The following is a 20,644-nucleotide window of genomic DNA, read 5'->3' on the forward strand; positions in this document are numbered from 1 at the left end:
CGCAGTAATCGCCAGCGTGTACGCACCTAACCGGAACGAGTGAAAGGAGTGGATCGCTCGTAGCCCGGTTACTTCTTCCTCGTTACAGGTGATGCGGTCCGCGGCTGGGACCGCATTTGCCAACTAGGAGGAATAATGATCAAGAAGATCGTCGCCGCTGCGGCTGTCACCGGTGGTCTGGTGCTCGCGGGTGCCGGCATGGCCGTCGCCGACTCGGGCGCCCAGGGTGCCGCCATCGGCAGCCCCGGCGTGCTCTCGGGCAACGTCGTCCAGGTTCCCGTCCACGTTCCCGTGAACGTGTGCGGCAACACGATCTCCGTGATCGGGCTGCTGAACCCGGCCTTCGGCAACGCCTGCGTCAACGCCTGAGTTGTGCGTCAACCCGTAAGGGTTTGAACCCGCTCGACCCCGGAGCGCACGCCATGTGCTCCGGGGTCGTCGGGTCCTTTGCCCCCGCACGGTCAAGTCCGGGGGTATTCCGGAAGGTAGAAGGCAGGAAACAACCTATGCGACAGGTCACGCGTAAAGGCCTGATCACCATGGCGGCTGCGGGCGGCGTGCTCGCGCTCAGTGGCGGTTACGCGCACGCCGACGCGGGAGCGGCCGGCGGCGCATCGAATTCCCCGGGGGTGCTTTCAGGGAATTCGGTACAGATTCCGGTCGAGGTGCCGGTCAACGTCTGCGGCAACTCCGTGAGCGTCGTGGGACTGCTCAACCCGACGGCGGGCAACGCCTGCGGAAACGGTTCGGACGGTGCGGCCGCCGGCCATCACGGTTCGGCCGCCGGAACCTCGGGCAGCCACGCCTCGGACAACAGCCGGGCGTCGGACAGCCGCGGCCACGGGGTGCGGGCGGGTACCGGGAAGCACCGGGCCGTCAGCAGCGGCAACGGGGGCGGGGCCACCGCGGAGGGGATCGCGAAGGGCTCACCCGGTCTGCTCTCGGGCAACCAGATCCAGGTGCCCATCGACATCCCCGTCAACGCCTGCGGGAACAGCGTCACCATCGGTGGCCTGCTGAACCCCGCAACCGGCAACACGTGCGAGAACGACAGCACGCCGCCGGTCGTTCCGGTCACACCGGTCACCCACGAGGCACCGCCGGCGCCCGGACCGCGCACCATCCCGAACGCGCCCGAACCGCAGACCCTGCCGGCGAGCACGCCGCAGCTCGCGCACACCGGAGCGGGCGGGCTCGACCTGCTCATTCCGGCGAGCGCGGGTCTGCTGCTCGCAGGTGCGGGCACGGTGCTGTACCGACGTGCCAAGGCCGCTGCCTGACAGGCAGCAGGCAGCACGACGAAGGGAACGGGCCCCGCGGCAGCGGGGCCCGTTCCACGTTTCACCAGGTGGCGCGTAGCTGGCGAATGATCCGCCGCCGCAGCCGCACCCGGCGGCTGCCGTCCAGGCGCAGCGTCAGTCGGTCCAACTCCCAGTGCCCGTACTCGGCATGGTCGGTCAACAGGCGGGTCGTCTCCTTCCGGGACACCCCGCGCGGCACGTACACGTCGACAAATTCGTATTCCGGCATCGCATCTATTGTGCGGGCAGAGCCTGTGTACGGATAGCGTCTGCCCTATGTCTGATGCTGCGCAGCCCACCGCTGCCGAGGTACGCGCCGCCGCCGATGCGGTCAAAGCCGCGATCGACCACCACCTCGCGGCGGTCGAACGCCGGTCCGGGGACGACGACCCCGCTGTCTACGACGCGTTCAACGCACTGGCCGCTGCGGCCGAGGTCTATGACGAACTCCTCTACGACCGCCATGACGAGGTCACCCCGTTCGAGATTCCGGGGGTGGAGGACTCCCTGCCGCCGTACAGCGGCGCGGAGGAGCCGAACGCACTCAGCGTGCTGATCCGCCGCGACTACGCGGTGGTGGAGCCGCAGCGGCTGCTCGCACAGGCGCAGCGCGTCGCCGATGTGGACCCGGACGACCGCGACAGCGAGGCTGCGGCCGTGGTCGGCAGCAGCGTCCACGCGGCGCTGGGGGTGCTGTTCGGGGAGTACGAGGCGGACGAGATCGCCTCCCGGCACACGGAGTTCGGTCTGGAGGAGGGCGACTCCACGCTCTGGGTCGCGGCCGTGGACGAGCTGCCGGAGCCGGGGGAGTGGCTCGGCGCCCCGTTCGACGACGCGGATCCGCAGCTGGTGGTCTGCCGCTTCGACGTCAGCGCGGTCTTCGACGAGGACGACCTGGACGAGGAACTCGACGGTCTGACGAGGGACAGGACCTGATTCCTCCCTCCCGCCCCTGACGGAGCCGTAACGAAGGACGCCGGGCGGACGCGCGAAGCGCCCGCCCGGTCCTCAGGGGCCGTCGGGTGACCTCGGGCGGGGCGGCCACGCCCTCGCACGCACTTCGAGGCCACCCGGCAGCCCCGTCGGTCCGAGGCCACCCGGCAGCCCGTCGGTCTCAGTCGTCGGACGCCTCCAGCAGCGTGCGCAGCCGGGTGGTGCGGTCCTGGGCGGGGGACTGGGCCACGGCGCGGGGCAGGGCCTGGTCGACACCGTGCACCACGGACAGATGCCGTTCTCCCCGGCTGAAAGCGGTGTAGACCCAGGGGCGGCTCAGCCCCTGAGCCGCGTCACCCGGCAGCACGACGACGACCGCGGGCCACCGCATCCCCGCCGCCTGGTGGGCGCTCAGCGCCCAGGCGTGCCGCACGGAGGCGGCCACCCGCTCCTGCGGTACGACGACGGGGCTCCCCGCACAGTCCAGATGCAGGCCTTCGGGATCGGCCGAGACGACCACGCCGGGCACGGTCCTGCCCGGCGCGGGAACATGAGCCACCCTGTCCCCCGGATCGAAACCGCCGAAGCGGCCGGGGCCCGGGTTGAGCCGCTGCTTGAGCGCCTCGTTCAACGCGCGGGTGCCGGCCGAGCCGCCGTGGCCGACGGTGATGACCTGGGTGTCCGAGGACGGCACCCCGATGGCACGCGGCACGGAGTCGGCGACCAGCTGCACCGTGCGGTGCACGGCTTCGCCCGCGTCGCGCACGGGGACGATCACGACCTCCTTGCCCGGCGCCTCCACCTGGTTCAGCTCCCCGATGCCGATACCGGAGACCAGCTCGCCGATCGGACCGGGGTCCGGGGTGCGGGAGACGACCTGGGGGCAGGCGCGGGCGGCCAGGACATCGGCGAACACCCGCCCCGCACCGGCCGATCCCAGCACGCCCGGATCGCCGCTGAACACCAGACGGGTGCCGTCGGCGAGGGACTCCACCAGCATGGCGCCGGTCTCGACGTCCAGTTGCGGGGCGTCCAGCACGACGAGCAGGTCGAGGGCGAGCGCTCCCTCCTCGTCCCGCCCGGGGCCTTCCGTACCGGAGAGCAGACCGGCCAGCGTGACGGCCGGCGGCGACTGGCCGGGGTCGCCGACCGCCTCGGCCAGCCGCTGCCTGCCGTCCACGCTGTGCGTGGCGCCCAGGGCCCGCAGACCGAGACCGGCGGCGGCCGCGATCAGCGCCGCGGGTTCGGCCCTCGCCGCCTCGCCGCCCGTGTGCGCGACGAGGCCGTGCGCCGCGGCGGTGCGGATCAGCTCGGCGGCCGAGGGGGACGGGGCCGCGGCGGCGGCGTCCGACCAGTCGGCGTCCTTCTCGCAGGCGTTGACCAGGCGGGCGAGTCCGTCGGCGAGGCTCTCCTCCGCCAGCGCGTACCGGTCGAGGCCGAGGAGCACCTGGACCGGCTCCCGCTCGGCCGCCGGCTCCGCGCCTTCTTCGGTCCCGCCGCTCTCGTCGGTCTCCTCGTCCTCGTCGCTCTGCTCGTCCTCCGGGCCGTCCTGGAAGACCAGGACGACGCCCTCGGCGATGGCGTGCTGCACTGCCGCGTCGGGGTCGGTCACCGCCCGCCCGGCGAGCGCGGCGCGCACCTGTGCCGCGTCGAGCGCGGTGTGGCCCTGCAGTGCGGCGCGCTCCAGAAGCCAGCCGACGAGGGCGGCGGTGCGCCGCTCGTCATCCGGGCCGCAGCCGGCGCCGAGGAGCGCCCGGGCGAAGCCGTCGGCCTGTTCCGGGCCGACTCCGGGCAGGGACAGCAGCTGCCACGGGTCCTCGCGCAGGATCTCGCCTGCCTGCGCGCCCAGGGTGCCGGCTGCCGGGCCGGCCAGTGCCTCCGGAGCCCCTCCCTCGGCCAGCACGGCCGCCACGGCGGCCACGGCCTCGGGCGACGCGCCCAGGGACGCGTGGACGGGCGCGGGGGCTCGCTCGCGCACCGGTGCGGGCGCGGGGGTGCTCCGGCGGTCGGGGGAAGGGGCGGGGGAGTCGAAGAACGTGGTGCCGGGCTTCTCGCCGCTCTCCACGGCCCGTACGGCCGCAAGCAGATCGGCCGCCGGGCCGCTCAGCTTCGCACCGGCGGCGATGGGTCCGTCCTTCTCGGCCTTGCGCTTCTCGATCCGCTCCCGCAGCTCGCGCTGGGCGGCCAGCTCCGCCTCGGCCTCGGAGGGTGCCGCGGCAGCGCCGGCGTCTCCCTCGGCGGTCCCGTCCACGCCCGCGACGGTGTCATCCGAGGCGGAGGCCCCGTCCGTCCCTTCGGCAACCTCGGCCGTCTCCCCGTCATCGGCTCCGTCGTCGGCCCCCGCAGCGGCCTCCTCGGCGGGCGCGGGTGCGGGTGCGGTGGCGGGCTCGTCCGCGACGACGCTGTCGTCGTCGGCGGCCGAGGGGCCGGGGGATTCCCCCCGGGGAAGCGCAGTCACAGCGTGCTCCAGTCCTGGTCGGGATAGCGGTGCACGGGCGCCGACACATCGTCGAGCGCCTGGCAGATCTCGTCAGGAAGACTAAGCGCCTCCACTGACAATGCCTCCGTGAGCTGCTGCGCGTTGCGCGCGCCGATGATCGGGGCCACCACGCCCGGCCGGTCCCGCACCCAGGCCAGAGCCACCTGGAGCGCCGTGGTGGCCAGGCCGTCGGCCGCCGTCGCCACGGCGTGCACGATGCGGCTCGCAGGGTCGTCGAGATACGGCTCGACGAAGGGGGCCAGCAGCTCGGAGGCGCCGCGCGAGTCCGAGGGGGTGCCCGTGCGGTACTTCCCGGTCAGCACGCCACGGCCCAGCGGCGAGGACGGCAGCAGCCCCACGCCGAGGTCGAGCGCGGCGGGCAGGACTTCGCGTTCCACCCCCCGCTGCAGCAGCGAGTACTCCATCTGCGTACTCGCCAGCCGGGTCCGCACCCCGGGTGAGGCGAGCTGCCAGGTCGCGGCCTTCGCCAGCTGCCAGCCGCAGAAGTTGGACACCCCCGCGTAGCGGGCGCGTCCGCTGGAGACCGCGATGTCCAGTGCCTGGAGCGTCTCGTCCAGCGGGGTCATGGGGTCGAAGGCGTGGACCTGCCACAGATCCACGTAGTCCGTGCCGAGACGTTCCAGCGAGGCGTCCAGGGCCGCCAGCAGATGTCCGCGCGAGCCGTTGAACCTGCGGTACGGATCGGCCACGCTCCCGGCCTTGGTCGCGATGACGAGATCGCGCCGTGGCACCAGGCTTCCGGCGAGCTGTCCGAGCAGATACTCGGCCTCCCCGCCGCCGTACACATCCGCCGTGTCGACCAGGGTGCCGCCCACCTCCCAGAAGGCCTTCAGCTGCTCGGCAGCGTCGTGCTCGTCGGTGTCCCGGCCCCAGGTGAGGGTGCCGAGCCCGATCCGGGACACTCGAAGGCCGGTGCGGCCGAGATGCCTCTGCTCCATGGGCGCTGAGATTACTGGCCAGAGCTCCACGCGTCGCAGGCCTGTGGACAACCGGTGCGCGGGTCGCCCCCTGCCGTATCGCCTTCCCGCGCGCTAGAGTCCGGAGCACAGGGACGTTACTGATCAGTAAGGGGAGCGGCTATGCGGCTCGGCATCAATCTCGGTTACTGGGGCGCGGGGATGGACGGCGACAACCTCGCCGTCGCGCAGGAGGCCGACCGGCTCGGCTACGACGTCTGCTGGGCGGCCGAGGCCTACGGCTCCGACGCGCCGACCGTGCTGTCCTGGGTCGCCGCGCAGACCGAGTCCATCGACGTCGGCTCCGCGATCATGCAGATCCCGGCCCGTCAGCCCGCCATGACGGCGATGACCGCGGCCACCCTCGACTCCCTCTCCGGCGGCCGCTTCCGCCTCGGCCTCGGGGTGTCAGGGCCGCAGGTCTCCGAAGGCTGGTACGGCGTCAAGTTCGACAAGCCGCTCGCCCGCACCCGGGAGTACGTCGAGATCGTCCGCAAGGCGATGGCCCGGGAGCGGCTCTCGTACGAGGGGCAGCACTGGACGCTCCCGCTGCCCGGCGGTCCGGGCAAGCCGATCAAGCTGACCGTCCACCCGCAGCGCGAGCACATCCCGCTGTACATCGCCGCGATCGGGCCCAAGAACCTGGAGCAGACCGGCGAGATCGCCGACGGCGCCCTGCTGATCTTCCCGTCCGCGGACCACCTCGAGGACACCGCGATGCGGTACCTGCGGGCGGGGCGCGAGAAGGCCGGCAAGACCATGGACGGTTTCGACGTCTGTCCGACGCTGCCGCTCGCCGTGGGCGACGACGTCAAGGGCCTCGCCGACATGTTCCGGCCGTACACCGCGCTGTACGTCGGTGGCATGGGCAGCCCCAAGCAGAACTTCTACAACCAGCTCGCCCAGCGCATGGGGTACGAGAAGGAAGCCGCCGAGATCCAGGAGAAGTACCTGTCGGGCGACAAGGCCGGTGCGGCCGCGGCCGTGCCGCATCAGCTGATCGACCAGACCACGCTGCTGGGGTCGGTGGAGCGCATCGCCGACCGGATGCAGGCGTACGCGGCCGCGGGCGTCACGACCCTGACTCTGGCCCCCGCGGGCTTCACGCTCGACGAGCGGATCGCCGCGCTGCGGGCCGGCACTGATGCGCTGGAGCGGTCCGGGCTCGCATAGGTGGTCTGCGGCCGTGGTGGGGGCTCGGGGGGTCCTCCCCGCCACGGCCGTCACCGGGAACAACGCGGGTGGAACGGTTGGGGTTACGGGCCGTGCGGAAACGGTTCGCCAGGGGGGGTGCCCCTGAAGGGCGGGTAACCCGTTCGGCCCAGCGCGGGGGCGCTCCTGTTGCCCGTCGGGACCGGGCGCATTTGACTGTCGCTCGGCAGACGCCGGCACGGAGGTGGCAGTGATGCTCTCGGCAAAGAACCTGTTCCAGGAGATTCTCGACGACGACGAATCGTTCCGGCTGTTCTGTTCCATCGCCGCCAGCGGGGAGTCCCAGGGAGGCTGGGAGAACGGCCGCATCGCGGCACTCGTACCCGCGAGCCAGCGCGCGCTCGCCCCGAAGATCGCCCGGCACGGCGCCGACGAGGACAAGCACGGGCGGATCTTCAACGCCCTGCTGAGGAAGCGCGGTCTGACGGCGGTCCCGGTCCCGCACGAGACCGACTACACGATGCTGCTGGAGAAGCACGGCATCGGCCTCGCCCATGAGCAGCTGGGGCGCGAGGAGCGGCTCACCGAGCGCGACATCATCACGTACCTGGCCCACAGCCGGGTGACCGAACAGCGTGCGTCCGAGCAGATGCAGCTGCTGCGCAAGTACTTCACCGACCACCCCGACCTGGGCCGCGCGGTCAGGATGATCTCGAACGACGAGGACAACCACCTCGCGTACTGCCACGAGGAGCTCCTGCGTTTCGCCGCGGCCGGGCACGGCCGGACGATCCAGCACATCCTGCGCGAGTGCGCCCTCGTCGAGATCCGGGTGTACCGAGATGTCAGCCTCGCCGTGATGGACCACATGGGCCGCGTCCTCGGCTGGTCCCGGGCCAAGGCTGCGGTGCTGGCGGCGGGGATCCACGCAGTCCACGCCTACGAGCGGCTCTTCGGCTGGCGGCGCATGGTCAGCCTGACGCCTCCCGAGCGGCGCGACGCGCTGGGCGGGCCGGCCGTACCGGCACCCGAGTTCGCCTGAGCGGGGCCGTGCGGCGGCCCCGCCCGTCAGAGCCAGCCGCGGCGTTTGAACTGGCGGTACAGGCCGACGACGGCGCCCGCCATCAGCAGCACGACCGCCGGATAGGCCCAGACCCAGCGCAGCTCCGGCATGTGCTCGAAGTTCATGCCGTAGATCCCCGCGACCATCGTCGGCACGGCGGCCATCGCCGCCCACGCCGAGATCTTGCGCATGTCGTCGTTCTGCCGCACCCCCATCTGCGCGAGATGTGCGGACAGGATGTCGGAGAGCAGCCGGTCCAGCCCCTCGACCTGCTCGTTGGCGCGCGTCAGATGGTCCTGGACGTCACGGAAGAACGGCTGCGAGTGCTCGTGGACGAACGGCACCCCGGCGCTCGCCAGCCGGGCCATCGGCGCGGCCAGCGGGACCGTCGCCCGGCGGAACTCCAGCACCTGGCGCTTGAAGGTGTAGATACGGGCCGCGGTGTTCTTGGAGTCGCCGGTCCCGTTCGGCGCGAAGACCTGTGTCTCCAGCTCCTCCAGGTCGACCTGGAGCTCACCCGCGACATCGATGTAGTGGTCCACGATCGCGTCGCTGATCGCGTACAGCACCGCCGTGGGACCGTGCTTGAGCACATCGGCCTCGGCCTCCAGCCGGCGGCGGACCGCGGCCAGGGGCGCACCCTCGCCGTGCCGGACCGTCACCACGAACGAGTCACCTATGAACACCATCAACTCGTCCGCGCTGACCGTGTCGCTCTCGTGCTCGTACACGATGGGTTTGATCACCGCGAACAGCGAGTCGTCGTACACCTCCAGCTTCGGCCGCTGGTGCGCGGCCAGCGCGTCCTCCACGGCCAGCGGGTGCAGTCCGAACTCGCTGCTGACCAGTTCGAACTCCTTCTCCGTGGGCTCGTGCAGGCCGATCCACAGGAACGCGTCTCCGCTGGCCCGCGCCTCGTCGAGGGCGTCGGAGAAGTCGGCGGGGCCGTCGGTGCGGCGTCCGTCCTTGTAAATGGCGCAGTCCACGATCACGCGCGCATTCTTCCCTGCTCCGCTCCCCGGCGCACCTTTGCGGGGGCGGCGGCTCAGGGCCTCTCGTTCGGATCAGGCTGGGCTCGCGGGGCCCGGCACCGCACCTCGCCGCGTTGTCGTCGGTCGCCAGGACTCCGCCATGACTCCCTCCTCCGCCTTGCGATGCACGGCACCGGACCCCGCTCCCTGATCCAGCCTGATCCGAACGAGAGGCCCTACGCTGGCCGGTATGCCGACCCTGATCCTCGTACGCCACGGACGCTCCACCGCCAACACGGCCGGAGTGCTCGCCGGCCGCACCCCCGGTGTCGCGCTTGACGAGCGCGGCACCGAGCAGGCCGCCGCGCTCCCCGGACGGCTGGCCGCCCTGCCCCTCGTCGCCGCCGTCAGCAGCCCCCTGCAACGCTGCCGGGAGACACTCGGCCCGCTGCTCGGTGCCCGGCCGGAGCTGGCGCTGCACGCCGAGGAGCGGATCAGCGAGTGCGACTACGGCGACTGGTCGGGGCGCAAGCTCGCGGAGCTCACCGACGAGCCGCTGATGACGGTCGTGCAGCAGCACCCGTCCGCCGCGGCGTTCCCCGGCGGCGAGTCGATGCGGGCGATGCAGGCACGTGCTGTCGACGCGGTACGGGACTGGAACGCGAGGATCGAGGCGGAGCACGGCGAGAACGCCGTCTATCTGATGTGCTCCCACGGGGACATCATCAAGTCCCTTGTCGCCGACGCCCTCGGCATGCATCTGGACCTCTTCCAGCGCGTCCAGGCCGACCCGTGTTCCGTCACCGCGATCCGTTACACCAGGCTGCGCCCGTTCCTGCTGCGCCTCGGTGACACGGGCGACCTGGTGTCGCTGGCGCCCCGCGAACCGGCGCCGGACGCGAGCGCCGGGACGGGTGCGGCGGCCGGCGGCGAAGGGGAAGCGGCGGTCGGCGGCGGCGCTGGGGCGCCGTGATCGCTCCGCACAGTAGGGTGGACGCGCCGTAGGCGCCATTCCGGGAGACTCTCCCGGGCCGGCCCGGCCGACCCTCATATGCCGTCAATTTTCAAGGGAGACAGGACGTGTCCCGTCAGGTGTTCCTCTACGACCCCCCGGACCGTTTCGTGGCCGGTACGGTCGGGCTGCCTGGACGTCGTACCTTCTTCCTGCAGGCATCCTCAGGCGGACGTGTCACCAGCGTGGCCCTGGAGAAGACCCAGGTCGCCGCGCTCGCCGAGCGGGTGGACGAACTGCTCGACGAAGTGGTGCGGCGCACCGGAGGGAACTCACCCGTCCCGGCCGTGGCACCGATGGACGTCACCGACACCGCTCCGCTCGACGTCCCCGTCGAGGAGGAGTTCCGGGTCGGCACCATGGCCCTCGCCTGGGACGGCGAGGAACAGCGCATGATCGTCGAGGCGCAGGCCCTGGTCGAACTGGACGCGGAATCCGTCGAGGACCTCGCGGAGGCCGAGGAGCGGCTGCTCCAGGACGAGGAGAACGGCCCGCCGATGCTCCGGGTCCGGCTCAGCGGCGCGCAGGCCAGGGCCTTCGCCAAACGGGCCCTGGACGTCGTGAACGCCGGCCGTCCCCCGTGCCCCCTGTGCAGCCTCCCGCTCGATCCGGAAGGACACGTATGCCCGCGCCAGAACGGATACCGTCGCGGGGCCTGACCGACACCGAGCTGATCACCCTGCTCGGCAAGGGGCAGCTCACCGTCCTCGGACAGGTCCGCGGGGCCTCCAACGCGGTGCTCTACTGCTCAATCGCGTACGAGGGCGAAGAGGCGCACTGCGTCTACAAGCCGGTGTCGGGCGAGCAGCCGCTGTGGGACTTCCCCGACGGCACCCTCGCCCAGCGCGAGGTGGCCGCCTACGAGGTCTCCGAGGTGACGGGGTGGGGCCTGGTGCCTCCGACCGTGCTGCGCGACGGGCCGTACGGCCAGGGCATGTGCCAGCTCTGGATCGAGGCGGCGCCGCAGGAGGACGGCGCGCCCGGGCTGCTCGCGCTCGTCGAGGACGAGGAGCCGGGCGAGGGCTGGAAGCCCGTGGCCCTCGCCGAGGTGGGGGAGGGGAAGACGGCGCTGCTGGTGCACGCGGACGATCCCCGGCTGCGCCGGCTCGCGGTCCTCGACGCCGTGATCAACAACGGCGACCGCAAGGGCGGCCATCTGCTTCCGGCACCCGACGGCCGGCTGTACGGCATCGATCACGGTGTGACCTTCAACGCGGACGACAAACTGCGCACGCTGCTGTGGGGCTGGGCGGGCGAGCCGCTGCCGGCGGAGGCCGTCGAGGTGCTGGACCGGCTGGCCGCGGAACTGGCGCCGGGGGGCGTGCTGCTCACCCGGCTGGGGGAACTGATCACCGCCGCCGAGATCGAGGCCCTGCGGGCCCGGGTGGCGGGTCTGCGGTCCACAGGGCTGCACCGGGAGCCGAGCGGGGAATGGCCGGCCATCCCGTGGCCGCCGGTGTGATCAAGCCTGTGTGATCAGCCGGTGCGACCGCGCGGGGCCCTGGAGCCACCGGGGCAGGCACCTTCCGGGTCCGGGCGCAAGAGCGCCTCTTCGGACCGGATTCCCCCTCCGGTTCGTATCCGGAAGCTGCGTCCGGTTACGCTCGTGGCATGCATGCCTGGCCCGCTTCTGAGGTCCCCGCCCTTCCTGGCAGGGGCCGCGACCTTCGGATCCACGACACCGCGACCGGCGGACGGATCACCCTTGACCCCGGTCCCGTCGCCCGCATCTATGTCTGCGGCATCACGCCGTACGACGCGACCCATATGGGTCATGCGGCGACCTACAACGCGTTCGACCTCGTGCAGCGCGTGTGGCTCGACACCAAGCGGCAGGTTCACTATGTCCAGAACGTGACTGACGTGGACGACCCGTTGCTGGAGCGGGCCGTGCGCGACGGCAAGGACTGGACCGAGCTCGCCGAGAGCGAGACGGCCCTGTTCCGCGAGGACATGACTGCCCTGCGCATGCTCCCGCCGCAGCACTACATCGGAGCCGTCGAGGCGATACCCGGCATCGTGCCGCTCGTCGAACGGCTCCGGGACGCGGGCGCCGCCTACGAACTCAACGGCGATGTGTACTTCTCCGTCGACACCGACCCGCACTTCGGCCAGGTCTCCAATCTCGACGCCGAGGCGATGCGCCTGCTCTCCGCCGAACGCGGCGGCGACCCGGACCGCCCGGGCAAGAAGAACCCGCTCGACCCGATGCTCTGGATGGCCGCCCGTGAGGGCGAGCCGAGCTGGGACGGGGCCTCGCTCGGTGCCGGCCGGCCCGGCTGGCACATCGAGTGCGTCGCCATCGCCCTGGACCACCTCGGCATGGGCTTCGACGTCCAGGGAGGCGGCTCCGACCTCGCCTTCCCGCACCACGAGATGGGCGCCTCGCACGCCCAGGTGCTGACCGGCGAGCACCCGTTCGCCCAGGCGTACGTGCACGCGGGCATGGTCGGCCTGGACGGCGAGAAGATGTCCAAGTCCAGGGGCAACCTGGTCTTCGTCTCGGTGCTGCGCCGCGACGGCGTGGACCCGGCGGCCATCCGCCTCGCCCTGCTCTCGCACCACTACCGCTCCGACTGGGAGTGGACCGACCAGGTGCTCACCGACGCGGTGGAGCGGCTCGCGCGCTGGCGTGCCGCCGTCTCCCGGCCCGACGGGCTGTCCGCGGACGCCCTCGTCGAGGAGGTCCGCGCGGCCCTCGCCGACGACCTGGACGCCCCGGCGGCCCTGGCCGCCGTGGACCGCTGGGCCCAGCGGCAGACCGCCGAGGGCGGGACGGACGAGGGAGCGCCGGGACTCGTCTCGCGCACCGTCGATGCCCTGCTCGGTGTCGCGCTGTAACTGCCCGCTGTATTACGTCCGTTCACCGGCCCCGAACTTCTTGATGAAGTTCGGGGCCGGTTCCGTTTTGTCCATGGTCAAATGCTTGGTACTGCGCTAAAAGCGCTCTATGCAATCATCAACGCGCATCAGAGGGGCAGTAATTGCAGCGCTCCTGGGACTGCTCGCCGCGCTCTCGGGGCCGGGCAGCGCACAGGCCGCCGACCCGGCCGAACCCGCCGGCACGACGGTCGGCGATCTCACCGGCTTCACGGCCGACGGACCCGTCTACCGGCTGAGCGCGGGGGCCGCGAAGGCTCGCGTCAGCTTCGTGTCCGAGGAGACCTTCCGTATCGAACTCGCCCCGGACGGCACCTTCGAGGACCCCGCGGGCGATGCCATCGTCCTGCCGCAGGACACCCCGCCCCGCACCCGGTGGAAGGAGCGCAGCGACCGCTACGACCTCTCCACGGGCGACGTCACTCTGCGTGTCTACAAGTCGCCCCTGCGGTTCGCCCTGTACCGGGCCGACGGCAGCCAGGTCTGGTCCGAGGCGAAGGGGCTGAGCTGGGACGGCGAGAAGACCACTCAGACCCTGGCCCGCGGTGCCGACGAGCAGTTCTACGGCGCCGGCATGCAGAACGGCCGCGGCAACACCTCGCACCGGGACAAGACCGTCGAGGTCGGCGTCGACTACAACTGGGACGACGGAGGGCACCCCAACTCGGTGCCCTTCTACCTCTCGTCGGCCGGCTACGGCGTCTTCCGGAACACCTTCGCGCCGGGCACCTACGCCTTCACCGACCCGGTGACCACCACCGAGCAGGAACAGCGCTTCGACGCCTACTACTTCGCGGGCGACAGCGCCAAGGACGTCATCGGCCAGTACACGAAGCTCACCGGCAAGCCCTTCCTGCCTCCGGTGTACGGCATGGAGATCGGTGACGCCGACTGCTACCTGCACAATGCCAACCGCGGTGAACGCCGCACCCTGGACGCGCTGAAGGTCGCCGACGGCTACGTCGAGAACGACATGCCGAACGGCTGGATGCTCGTCAACGACGGCTACGGCTGCGGCTACGAGGACCTCGCCGAGACCGCCAAGGGCCTCCAGGACCGCGACATGCAGCTCGGCCTCTGGACCCAGGACGGCATCGAGAAGATCGCCGACCAGGTCAAGGCCGGCCAGCGCGTCGCCAAGCTCGACGTCGCTTGGATCGGCGAGGGCTACAAGTTCGCCCTGGACGGCTGCAAGGACGCGTACAAGGGCATCGAGGACAACAGCGACGCCCGCGGCTTCACCTACGCCCCCGAGAGCTGGTCGGGTGCGCAGCGCTGCGGTGTCCAGTGGTCCGGCGACCAGTACGGCACCTGGGACTACATCCGCTGGCAGATCCCGACCTATGCGGGCGCCACGATGTCCGGCCTCGCCTACACGACGGGCGACGTCGACGGCATCTTCGGCGGCAGCGCCAAGACGTACACCCGTGACCTCCAGTGGAAGATGTTCCTCGGGACCACGATGACCATGGACGGCTGGGCGGCCAGCGACAAGCAGCCCTTCCGCTACGGGGAGCCGTACACCTCCGTCAACCGTGACTACCTCAAGCTCAAGGAGTCGCTGCTGCCCTATCAGTACTCCTACGCGCACGAGGCCACGAAGACCGGTGTCGGCATGGTCCGCCCGCTGGTGCTGGAGTACCCGGACGACCCGAAGGCGGCGACGGACGCGGCCAAGTACGAGTTCATGTCCGGTGAGGACTTCCTCGTCGCTCCCGTCTACCAGGACAGCACCGAGCGCGACGGCATCTACCTGCCGAAGGGCACCTGGACCGACTACTGGAGCGGACGGACGTACGAGGGGCCGGTCACGCTCGACGACTACAGCGCCCCGCTCGACACCCTGCCGCTCTTCGTCAAGGGCGGTGCCAGTGTGCCGATGTGGCCGGGCATCCGCTCGTACAAGGACCGCACCGCCGGCTCCCCGCTCGCCTGGGACATCTACCCGCAGGGCAGTTCGTCGTTCACGCTGTACGAGGACGACGGCGTGACCCGGCAGCACCGTGACGGCGCGTACGCCACCCAGCAGGCCGATGTCCGGGCCCCGGCCAGGGGTGCGGGCGATGTCACCGTGAACATCGGCGCGAGCAAGGGGAAGTTCGAGGGCAAGCAGAGCAGGCGCCCGTATGAGTTCAGTGTGCACACCGGCTCAGCGCCGAGTGGCGTGAAGCTCGCCGGCAAGCTGCCGCGTCTGGACTCGGCTGCCGCCTACGCCTCGGCGAAGCAGGGCTGGTGGTACGACCGCGACGACCGCGGCGGCGTGGTGAAGATCAAGACCGCCCCGCTGTCCACGGGCAAGAAGTTCTCCGTGAAGCTGGAGAACACCAGCGCGGTCGGCGGTCGCGATGCCGCCGCGACCGCTGCCCTCTCCGCGCCGCAGGGGCAGGAGATCGGCGCAGGGGCCGCCGGCACCGTCGCCGTCGACGTCACCGCGGGCACGGCCGACGTCACGGACGCCGTGGTCTCGCTCGACGTCCCCGAGGGCTGGCAGGCCACTCCGGCCGCGGCCGTGGACCGGATCCCGGCGGGCACCACCCGGCGGGTCGAGGTGAAGGTCACCCCGGCGAAGGAGGCCAAGGCGGGCGAGGCCCGGATCACCGCGCTCACGCGCTACCGGTCGGCGGGCGAGTCCCGCACGGCCGTCCAGCGCCTCGCGACAGCCGTGATGCCGGCGCCGCCCACCGGTGAGGCATGGGCGAGCGACCTGGAGTGGCTGACCTCGTCCAACGGGTACGGACCGGCGGAGCGCGATCGCAGCAACGGCGAATCGGGCGCTGCCGACGGACACCCGCTGACCCTGGCCGGGAAGGTGTACGAGAAGGGGATCGGCACCCACGCCGACTCCGACATCGAGGTCTATCTCGGCGGGCACTGCTCGAAGTTCACCGCCGACGCCGGGATCGACGACGAGATCAACGGCTACGGCGAAGTGGCGTTCTCCGTCGAGGCGGACGGCAAGGTGCTGTGGACCTCGCCGAAGGTGACCGGGGCGTCGGCGACGGTGCCGGTCGATGTGCCGCTCGACGGTGCGCGCCATGTGCGTCTGAAGGTCACGGACACCAACGGGTCCAAGACCGGTGACCACGGGGACTGGGGCGCGGCGCGCTTCGTCTGTTCCTGAATGTCCGCAGCGACGCAGGGGAGCCGGGCGGGTACGCACCCGCCCGGCTCCACGCTGCCCGGATCAGTCCTCCGAGGCGTCGTCCGGGGAGTCCTCCGACGAATCCGGCGGGGGGCCGCTGCTCCCGGGACCGTCGGCCGGCCCGGAACCCTCCCCGGAGCCGGTCACCGGCCCGCTGCCGGACCCGCCCACCGGCCCGGGGCCGGAGGTGGCCTCCGGCTTGGGCGGCTTGGGCGGCTTGGGCGGCCTGGTCCGGCCGCTCGACGGGTCCCGCAGATACGGGCCCTCACCGCTCTCCGTCGCGTGCCCGCCCGGCGCCTGGCCGGGGCCGGGATCCCGGCGCCGCAGATAGCGCTCGAACTCCCGGGCGATGGCCTCACCGCTCGCCTCGGGCAGCTCCGCGGTGTCGCGGGCCTCCTCCAGCGTCTGTACGTACTCCGCCACCTCGCTGTCCTCGGCGGCCAGTTGGTCGACGCCGAGCTGCCAGGCGCGTGCGTCCTCGGGCAGCTCGCCCAGCGGGATGCGCAGCCCGATGAGGTCCTCCAGGCGGTTCAGCAGCGCCAGGGTGGCCTTCGGGTTGGGCGGCTGCGACACATAGTGCGGCACCGCCGCCCACAGGCTCACCGCGGGCACACCCGCGTGCGTGCACGCTTCCTGGAGGATGCCGACGATGCCGGTCGGCCCCTCGTACCTGGTCTCCTCCAGGTCCATGGTCCGCGCCAGGTCCGGGTCGGACGTGACGCCGCTGACCGGCACCGGCCGGGTGTGCGGGGTGTCGCCGAGCAGCGCACCGAGCACCACCACCATCTCGACGCCCAGCTCATGGGCGAAGCCCAGGATCTCGTTGCAGAACGAGCGCCAGCGCATCGACGGCTCGATGCCCCGGACCAGGACGAGATCGCGCGGTTTCTCGCCGCCGATACGGACCACGGAGAGCCGGGTGGTCGGCCAGGTGATCTTGCGCACCCCGCCGTCCAGCCAGACCGTCGGGCGGTTGACCTGGAAGTCGTAGTAGTCCTCGGCGTCCAGCGCCGCGAACACCTCGCCCTTCCACTCCCGGTCCAGGTGCGCCACCGCCGTGGAAGCGGCGTCACCTGCGTCGTTCCACCCCTCGAACGCGGCCACCATGACCGGGTCGATCAGCTCGGGAACTCCCTCGAGCTCGATCACCCAGGCCTCCTTCCGAAGTTCCCTTGCGTACGGAACAACCTTACGGCTTCCGGCCACTCCCTCCGCAGCCCTTGCGCACGGTGGGATGAACCCGGGCTGCCGGGCTGCGTCGCCGGCCGAGGCAGGGCGGCGATCGAGCAATACATCCGAGCTGTGTGGGGTCAGTTTCCGCTCAACTCTGGACGTTGGGGCCTTCAGGGCGCTATACATCGGATGACCAGAGCAGAGGTCCGATGTTATTTCCCCTGGGGGCGCACATGAGTCAGACCGTCACGGATTTCGAGGTCCATGACATCCGTTTTCCGACCTCGGAACAACTGGACGGCTCGGACGCCATGAACCCCGATCCCGACTACTCGGCTGCCTATGTCGTACTGCGTACCGACGCCGCGGACAGTGAGGGCGGCGATGGGGGTATCGAGGGACATGGTTTCTGTTTCACCATCGGGCGCGGCAACGAGGTGATGGCGGCCGCCATCGAGGCACTGCGGTCCTATCTGATCGGGCGCCCGGTGCCCCGTACCGCGGCCGATCTCGGCGCGCTGTACCGCGATCTCACCCACGATTCGCAACTGCGGTGGCTCGGGCCCGAGAAGGGCGTGATGCACATGGCGGCCGGCGCGGTCGTCAACGCCGCCTGGGACCTGGCCGCCAAGCACGCGGGAAGACCCGTCTGGCAGTTCCTGGCCGAGATGACGCCCGAGGAGCTCGTCTCCCTCGTCGACTTCCGCTATCTCACGGACGCCCTCACCCCCGACGAGGCGCTCGCGATCCTGCGCGCCGCCGAGCCCGGCAGGGCCGAGCGCGCGGAGCGGCTGCGCGCCGAGGGATACCCGGCCTACACCACTTCGCCCGGCTGGCTCGGTTACTCCGACGACAAGCTGGTGAGACTGGCGAAGGAGGCCGTCGCCGACGGCTTCACCCAGATCAAGCTGAAGGTCGGCGGCGACATCGGCGACGACGTCCGCAGGCTCGCTCTCGCCCGTGAGGCGGTCGGTTCCGACGTGCGGATCGCCGTCGACGCCAACCAGCGCTGGGACGTCGCCGCCGCGGTGGACTGGATGACCGCGCTCGCGCCCTACGACCCGCACTGGATCGAGGAGCCGACCAGCCCCGACGACATCCTCGGCCACGCCGCCGTGCGTGCCGGTCAGCCGGTCAAGGTCGCCACCGGCGAACACGTCGCCAACCGTGTGGTGTTCAAGCAGCTGCTCCAGGCCGGAGCCGTCGACTTCGTCCAGATCGACGCGGCTCGTGTCGCCGGCGTCAACGAGAACCTCGCGATCCTGCTGCTCGCCGCCAAGTTCGGCGTGCCGGTCTGCCCGCACGCGGGCGGCGTCGGACTGTGCGAACTGGTCCAGCACCTCTCGATGTTCGACTACGTGGCGGTCTCCGGCACCTGGGAGGACCGGGTGATCGAGTACGTCGACCACCTCCACGAACACTTCGTCGACCCCACCGTGATCGAGTCCGGGCGCTACACCGCTCCGGCCTCTCCGGGCTTCTCCGCCCGGATGCACCCCGAGTCGATCGCCGCACACCGCTATCCCGAGGGCCCTGTATGGCAGGCCCGCCGTACCGATGAGGAGGACGGCCGATGACCGGCACACACGACTTCGAGGGCATGAACGCACTGGTGACGGGGGGCGCCTCAGGCATCGGGGCCGCCGTCGCGACCATGCTGCTGGAGCGCGGGGCCCGCGTCGCCGTTCTCGACCGGGAGACCGCGGGCGCCCCCGAGGGAACCCTCGCCGTCAAGGCGGACGTCACCGACGACGCCGCCGTCCGTGAGGGCGTGGACCGCGCGGCCGCCGAACTGGGCTCCCTGCACACGCTCGTGTCCAACGCGGGCATCGGCTCCATCGGCAGCGTCGAGGACAACGACGACGACGAGTGGACCCGGGTCCTGGACATCAACGTCCTCGGCATGGTCCGCACCGCCCGGCACGCGCTGCCGCACCTGCGGCGGGCCGCGGCCGAGCGCCCCGGCGCCGTATCGATCACCCAGACCTGCTCGATCGCCGCGACCGCGGGGCTGCCCCAGCGCGCCCTGTACAGCGCGAGCAAGGGCGCCGTCCTCTCCCTGACGCTGGCCATGGCCGCCGACCACGTCCGCGAGGGCGTTCGCGTCAACTGCGTCAACCCCGGCACCGCGGACACCCCGTGGATCGGCCGGCTGCTCGGCCGGGCCGACGATCCGGCCGCCGAACGCGCGGCCCTCAACGCCCGGCAGCCGCTGGGCCGGCTGGTCTCCGCCGACGAGGTGGCCGCCGCGATCCTGTACCTCGCCAGCCCCGCCGCGGCCTCCGTGACGGGTACGGCACTGGCCGTCGACGGCGGAATGCAGGGCCTGCGCCTGCGCCCCGCCGAGAGCTGACCTGGGAGGCGCGGACCGGACCGGGACAGCCCGGACTACACCTCTCACCGCATCCGCACCACCTGCACCACGCACCTCCGTATTGCCATCAGATCCTTCAGATCCTTCAGATCCTTCAGATCCTTCAGATCCTTCGAGCCGGTACTTCACAAGGGAACGGGACACCAATGAGAGTGCGTACGACGAGTGCGGCGGCCTGCGCCGTACTGCTGGCCGTCACTGCCCTCGCGGGCTGCAACCGCGAATCATCGGACAAGGGCGAGGGCAGCGGGAAGGTCGGCATCGACCTGCCGCGTAGCGACAGCGACTTCTGGAACTCCTACCAGAACTACGTCGAGAAGGGGGTGAAGGACGGTGAGGTCAAGGCTCTGCCGCTGACCAACTCCCAGAACGACATCGGCAAGCTCGTCGCCAACGTCCAGACCTTCACCGACCAGGGCGCCAAGGCCGTGGTGATGGCCCCCCAGGACACCGGCGCGATAGCCGAGTCGCTCAACACGCTGAACGAGAAGAAGATCCCCGTCATCAGCGTCGACACCCGCCCCGACAAGGGCGACATCTACATGGTGGTGCGGGCCGACAACAAGGCGTACGGGACCAACGCCTGCAAGTACCTCGGCGAACAGCTGAAGGGCAAGGGCAAGGTCGTCGAGTTCCAGGGCGACCTGTCCTCGATCAACGGCCGCGACCGGTCCGAGGCCTTCAAGACCTGCATGGACAAGGACTTCCCGGACATCAAGGTGTTCGAGCTGGCCACCGACTGGAAGGGCGACGTCGCCTCCGCGAAGCTCCAGTCGACCCTGGCCGCGCACCCCGACATCAACGGCATCTACATGCAGGCCGGCGGCGTCTTCCTGCAGCCCACCCTGGCGCTGCTGGAGCAGAAGAAGCTGCTGAAGCCGGCCGGTTCGCCGGGCCACATCACGATCATCTCCAACGACGGCATCCCGGAGGAGTTCGACGCCATCAAGGCCGGGAAGATCGACGCGACGATCTCCCAGCCCGCCGACCTGTACGCGAAGTACGCGCTGTACTACGCCAAGGCGGCCCTGGACGGGAAGACCTTCAAGGAGGGCCCGACCGACCACGACTCCACCATCATCAAGATCCCGAACGGCTTCGAGGACCAGCTCCCCGCGCCCCTGGTGACGAAGGACAACGTCGACGACCCGAAGCTGTGGGCCAACCAGCTGGAGAAGAAGAGCTAG

The 20,644-nt window shown here is 71.0% G+C and carries 18 protein-coding genes; 13 read left to right on the forward strand and 5 right to left on the reverse strand.

Annotated features, from left to right (window positions below):
* Nucleotides 1-135: 135 nt before the first annotated feature.
* Entirely contained in the window at nucleotides 136-369 is a 234-nt protein-coding gene (gene chpH, locus ACIOEW_RS34880) for a chaplin ChpH (RefSeq protein ID WP_362548501.1), read from the forward strand.
* A gap of 137 nt (nucleotides 370-506) precedes the next feature.
* The gene (locus ACIOEW_RS34885) at nucleotides 507-1,280 is read left to right on the forward strand and encodes a chaplin (RefSeq protein WP_401968947.1); all 774 of its coding nucleotides are present in this window, start codon (nucleotides 507-509) and stop codon (nucleotides 1,278-1,280) included.
* A gap of 61 nt (nucleotides 1,281-1,341) precedes the next feature.
* Here the strand turns inward: ACIOEW_RS34885 and ACIOEW_RS34890 are convergent, their stop codons facing one another.
* On the reverse strand, nucleotides 1,342-1,530 hold the full coding sequence (locus ACIOEW_RS34890; protein ID WP_123528133.1) for a DUF5703 family protein: 189 nt from the start codon (nucleotides 1,528-1,530) through the stop codon (nucleotides 1,342-1,344).
* 47 nt (nucleotides 1,531-1,577) lie between these two features.
* Here ACIOEW_RS34890 and ACIOEW_RS34895 point away from each other — a divergent pair, with 47 nt between their 5' ends.
* Nucleotides 1,578-2,237 carry a hypothetical protein gene (locus ACIOEW_RS34895; protein WP_401968950.1) on the forward strand — a complete coding sequence of 220 codons (660 nt, stop codon included), beginning with the start codon at nucleotides 1,578-1,580 and terminating at the stop codon, nucleotides 2,235-2,237.
* A gap of 178 nt (nucleotides 2,238-2,415) precedes the next feature.
* Here the strand turns inward: ACIOEW_RS34895 and ACIOEW_RS34900 are convergent, their stop codons facing one another.
* Nucleotides 2,416-4,692 (reverse strand): helix-hairpin-helix domain-containing protein, encoded by a 2,277-nt coding sequence (locus ACIOEW_RS34900; RefSeq protein WP_401968952.1) that lies wholly within the window; start codon nucleotides 4,690-4,692, stop codon nucleotides 2,416-2,418.
* Nucleotides 4,689-5,672 carry an aldo/keto reductase gene (locus ACIOEW_RS34905; RefSeq protein WP_362548489.1) on the reverse strand — a complete coding sequence of 328 codons (984 nt, stop codon included), beginning with the start codon at nucleotides 5,670-5,672 and terminating at the stop codon, nucleotides 4,689-4,691. The genes ACIOEW_RS34900 and ACIOEW_RS34905 overlap by 4 nt, the downstream gene beginning before the upstream one ends.
* 141 nt (nucleotides 5,673-5,813) lie before the next feature.
* Between ACIOEW_RS34905 and ACIOEW_RS34910 the strand changes: the two genes are divergently transcribed.
* Both ACIOEW_RS34910 and ACIOEW_RS34915 read left to right on the forward strand, forming a co-directional pair.
* Nucleotides 5,814-6,863, forward strand: coding sequence for an LLM class F420-dependent oxidoreductase (locus ACIOEW_RS34910; protein ID WP_350992535.1), 1,050 nt, complete (start codon nucleotides 5,814-5,816; stop codon nucleotides 6,861-6,863).
* A 232-nt stretch (nucleotides 6,864-7,095) separates the two neighbouring features.
* The gene (locus ACIOEW_RS34915) at nucleotides 7,096-7,884 is read left to right on the forward strand and encodes a ferritin-like domain-containing protein (RefSeq protein ID WP_401968955.1); all 789 of its coding nucleotides are present in this window, start codon (nucleotides 7,096-7,098) and stop codon (nucleotides 7,882-7,884) included.
* A gap of 26 nt (nucleotides 7,885-7,910) precedes the next feature.
* On the opposite strand, the gene corA is transcribed toward ACIOEW_RS34915, so the two are convergent.
* Nucleotides 7,911-8,897, reverse strand: coding sequence for a magnesium/cobalt transporter CorA (corA, locus tag ACIOEW_RS34920; protein WP_362548483.1), 987 nt, complete (start codon nucleotides 8,895-8,897; stop codon nucleotides 7,911-7,913).
* A gap of 229 nt (nucleotides 8,898-9,126) precedes the next feature.
* Between corA and ACIOEW_RS34925 the strand changes: the two genes are divergently transcribed.
* The 5 genes from ACIOEW_RS34925 to ACIOEW_RS34945 all read left to right on the forward strand — a co-directional run bounded on the left by ACIOEW_RS34925 (nucleotide 9,127) and on the right by ACIOEW_RS34945 (nucleotide 15,889).
* Nucleotides 9,127-9,849, forward strand: a complete 723-nt coding sequence (locus ACIOEW_RS34925; RefSeq protein WP_362548480.1) for a histidine phosphatase family protein — start codon at nucleotides 9,127-9,129, stop codon at nucleotides 9,847-9,849.
* Between the two features lie 107 nt (nucleotides 9,850-9,956).
* Nucleotides 9,957-10,547, forward strand: a complete 591-nt coding sequence (locus ACIOEW_RS34930) for a DUF3090 domain-containing protein (RefSeq protein ID WP_123528141.1) — start codon at nucleotides 9,957-9,959, stop codon at nucleotides 10,545-10,547.
* Complete coding sequence (locus tag ACIOEW_RS34935) at nucleotides 10,511-11,350, forward strand: SCO1664 family protein (RefSeq protein WP_401968958.1); 840 nt, start codon at nucleotides 10,511-10,513, stop codon at nucleotides 11,348-11,350. Before ACIOEW_RS34930 ends, ACIOEW_RS34935 begins: the two co-directional genes overlap by 37 nt.
* A gap of 149 nt (nucleotides 11,351-11,499) precedes the next feature.
* Complete coding sequence (mshC, locus tag ACIOEW_RS34940) at nucleotides 11,500-12,729, forward strand: cysteine--1-D-myo-inosityl 2-amino-2-deoxy-alpha-D-glucopyranoside ligase (protein WP_362548471.1); 1,230 nt, start codon at nucleotides 11,500-11,502, stop codon at nucleotides 12,727-12,729.
* Between the two features lie 109 nt (nucleotides 12,730-12,838).
* A complete protein-coding gene (locus ACIOEW_RS34945; protein ID WP_401968961.1) occupies nucleotides 12,839-15,889 on the forward strand; it encodes an NPCBM/NEW2 domain-containing protein in 3,051 nt (1,016 codons plus the stop codon).
* 63 nt (nucleotides 15,890-15,952) lie between these two features.
* Here the strand turns inward: ACIOEW_RS34945 and ACIOEW_RS34950 are convergent, their stop codons facing one another.
* A complete protein-coding gene (locus tag ACIOEW_RS34950) occupies nucleotides 15,953-17,059 on the reverse strand; it encodes a PAC2 family protein (protein ID WP_401968963.1) in 1,107 nt (368 codons plus the stop codon).
* A gap of 257 nt (nucleotides 17,060-17,316) precedes the next feature.
* On the opposite strand from ACIOEW_RS34950, the gene ACIOEW_RS34955 reads away from it, so the two are divergent.
* The 3 genes from ACIOEW_RS34955 (at nucleotide 17,317) to ACIOEW_RS34965 (ending at nucleotide 20,644) form a co-directional block, all read left to right on the forward strand.
* A complete protein-coding gene (locus tag ACIOEW_RS34955; protein WP_401968965.1) occupies nucleotides 17,317-18,660 on the forward strand; it encodes an enolase C-terminal domain-like protein in 1,344 nt (447 codons plus the stop codon).
* Nucleotides 18,657-19,436 (forward strand): SDR family oxidoreductase, encoded by a 780-nt coding sequence (locus ACIOEW_RS34960; protein WP_362548459.1) that lies wholly within the window; start codon nucleotides 18,657-18,659, stop codon nucleotides 19,434-19,436. Before ACIOEW_RS34955 ends, ACIOEW_RS34960 begins: the two co-directional genes overlap by 4 nt.
* A 167-nt stretch (nucleotides 19,437-19,603) precedes the next feature.
* Nucleotides 19,604-20,644, forward strand: coding sequence for a sugar ABC transporter substrate-binding protein (locus ACIOEW_RS34965; RefSeq protein ID WP_401968967.1), 1,041 nt, complete (start codon nucleotides 19,604-19,606; stop codon nucleotides 20,642-20,644).

Origin of the sequence: Streptomyces sp. NPDC087901 (assembly GCF_044742205.1) — a bacterium.
GTDB lineage: Bacteria > Actinomycetota > Actinomycetes > Streptomycetales > Streptomycetaceae > Streptomyces.

What these genes read in the sequence shown, in the direction of transcription:
- ACIOEW_RS34965 (WP_401968967.1), top strand. Translation starts at nt 19,604, where the DNA reads ATGAGAGTGCGTACGACGAGTGCGGCGGCCTGCGCCGTACTGCTGGCC.
- mshC (WP_362548471.1), top strand. Translation starts at nt 11,500, where the DNA reads ATGCATGCCTGGCCCGCTTCTGAGGTCCCCGCCCTTCCTGGCAGGGGC.
- ACIOEW_RS34915 (WP_401968955.1), top strand. Translation starts at nt 7,096, where the DNA reads ATGCTCTCGGCAAAGAACCTGTTCCAGGAGATTCTCGACGACGACGAA.
- ACIOEW_RS34905 (WP_362548489.1), bottom strand. Translation starts at nt 5,672, where the DNA reads ATGGAGCAGAGGCATCTCGGCCGCACCGGCCTTCGAGTGTCCCGGATC.
- ACIOEW_RS34945 (WP_401968961.1), top strand. Translation starts at nt 12,839, where the DNA reads ATGCAATCATCAACGCGCATCAGAGGGGCAGTAATTGCAGCGCTCCTG.
- ACIOEW_RS34935 (WP_401968958.1), top strand. Translation starts at nt 10,511, where the DNA reads ATGCCCGCGCCAGAACGGATACCGTCGCGGGGCCTGACCGACACCGAG.
- chpH (WP_362548501.1), top strand. Translation starts at nt 136, where the DNA reads ATGATCAAGAAGATCGTCGCCGCTGCGGCTGTCACCGGTGGTCTGGTG.
- ACIOEW_RS34885 (WP_401968947.1), top strand. Translation starts at nt 507, where the DNA reads ATGCGACAGGTCACGCGTAAAGGCCTGATCACCATGGCGGCTGCGGGC.
- ACIOEW_RS34955 (WP_401968965.1), top strand. Translation starts at nt 17,317, where the DNA reads ATGAGTCAGACCGTCACGGATTTCGAGGTCCATGACATCCGTTTTCCG.
- ACIOEW_RS34910 (WP_350992535.1), top strand. Translation starts at nt 5,814, where the DNA reads ATGCGGCTCGGCATCAATCTCGGTTACTGGGGCGCGGGGATGGACGGC.
- ACIOEW_RS34890 (WP_123528133.1), bottom strand. Translation starts at nt 1,530, where the DNA reads ATGCCGGAATACGAATTTGTCGACGTGTACGTGCCGCGCGGGGTGTCC.
- ACIOEW_RS34960 (WP_362548459.1), top strand. Translation starts at nt 18,657, where the DNA reads ATGACCGGCACACACGACTTCGAGGGCATGAACGCACTGGTGACGGGG.
- ACIOEW_RS34925 (WP_362548480.1), top strand. Translation starts at nt 9,127, where the DNA reads ATGCCGACCCTGATCCTCGTACGCCACGGACGCTCCACCGCCAACACG.
- ACIOEW_RS34895 (WP_401968950.1), top strand. Translation starts at nt 1,578, where the DNA reads ATGTCTGATGCTGCGCAGCCCACCGCTGCCGAGGTACGCGCCGCCGCC.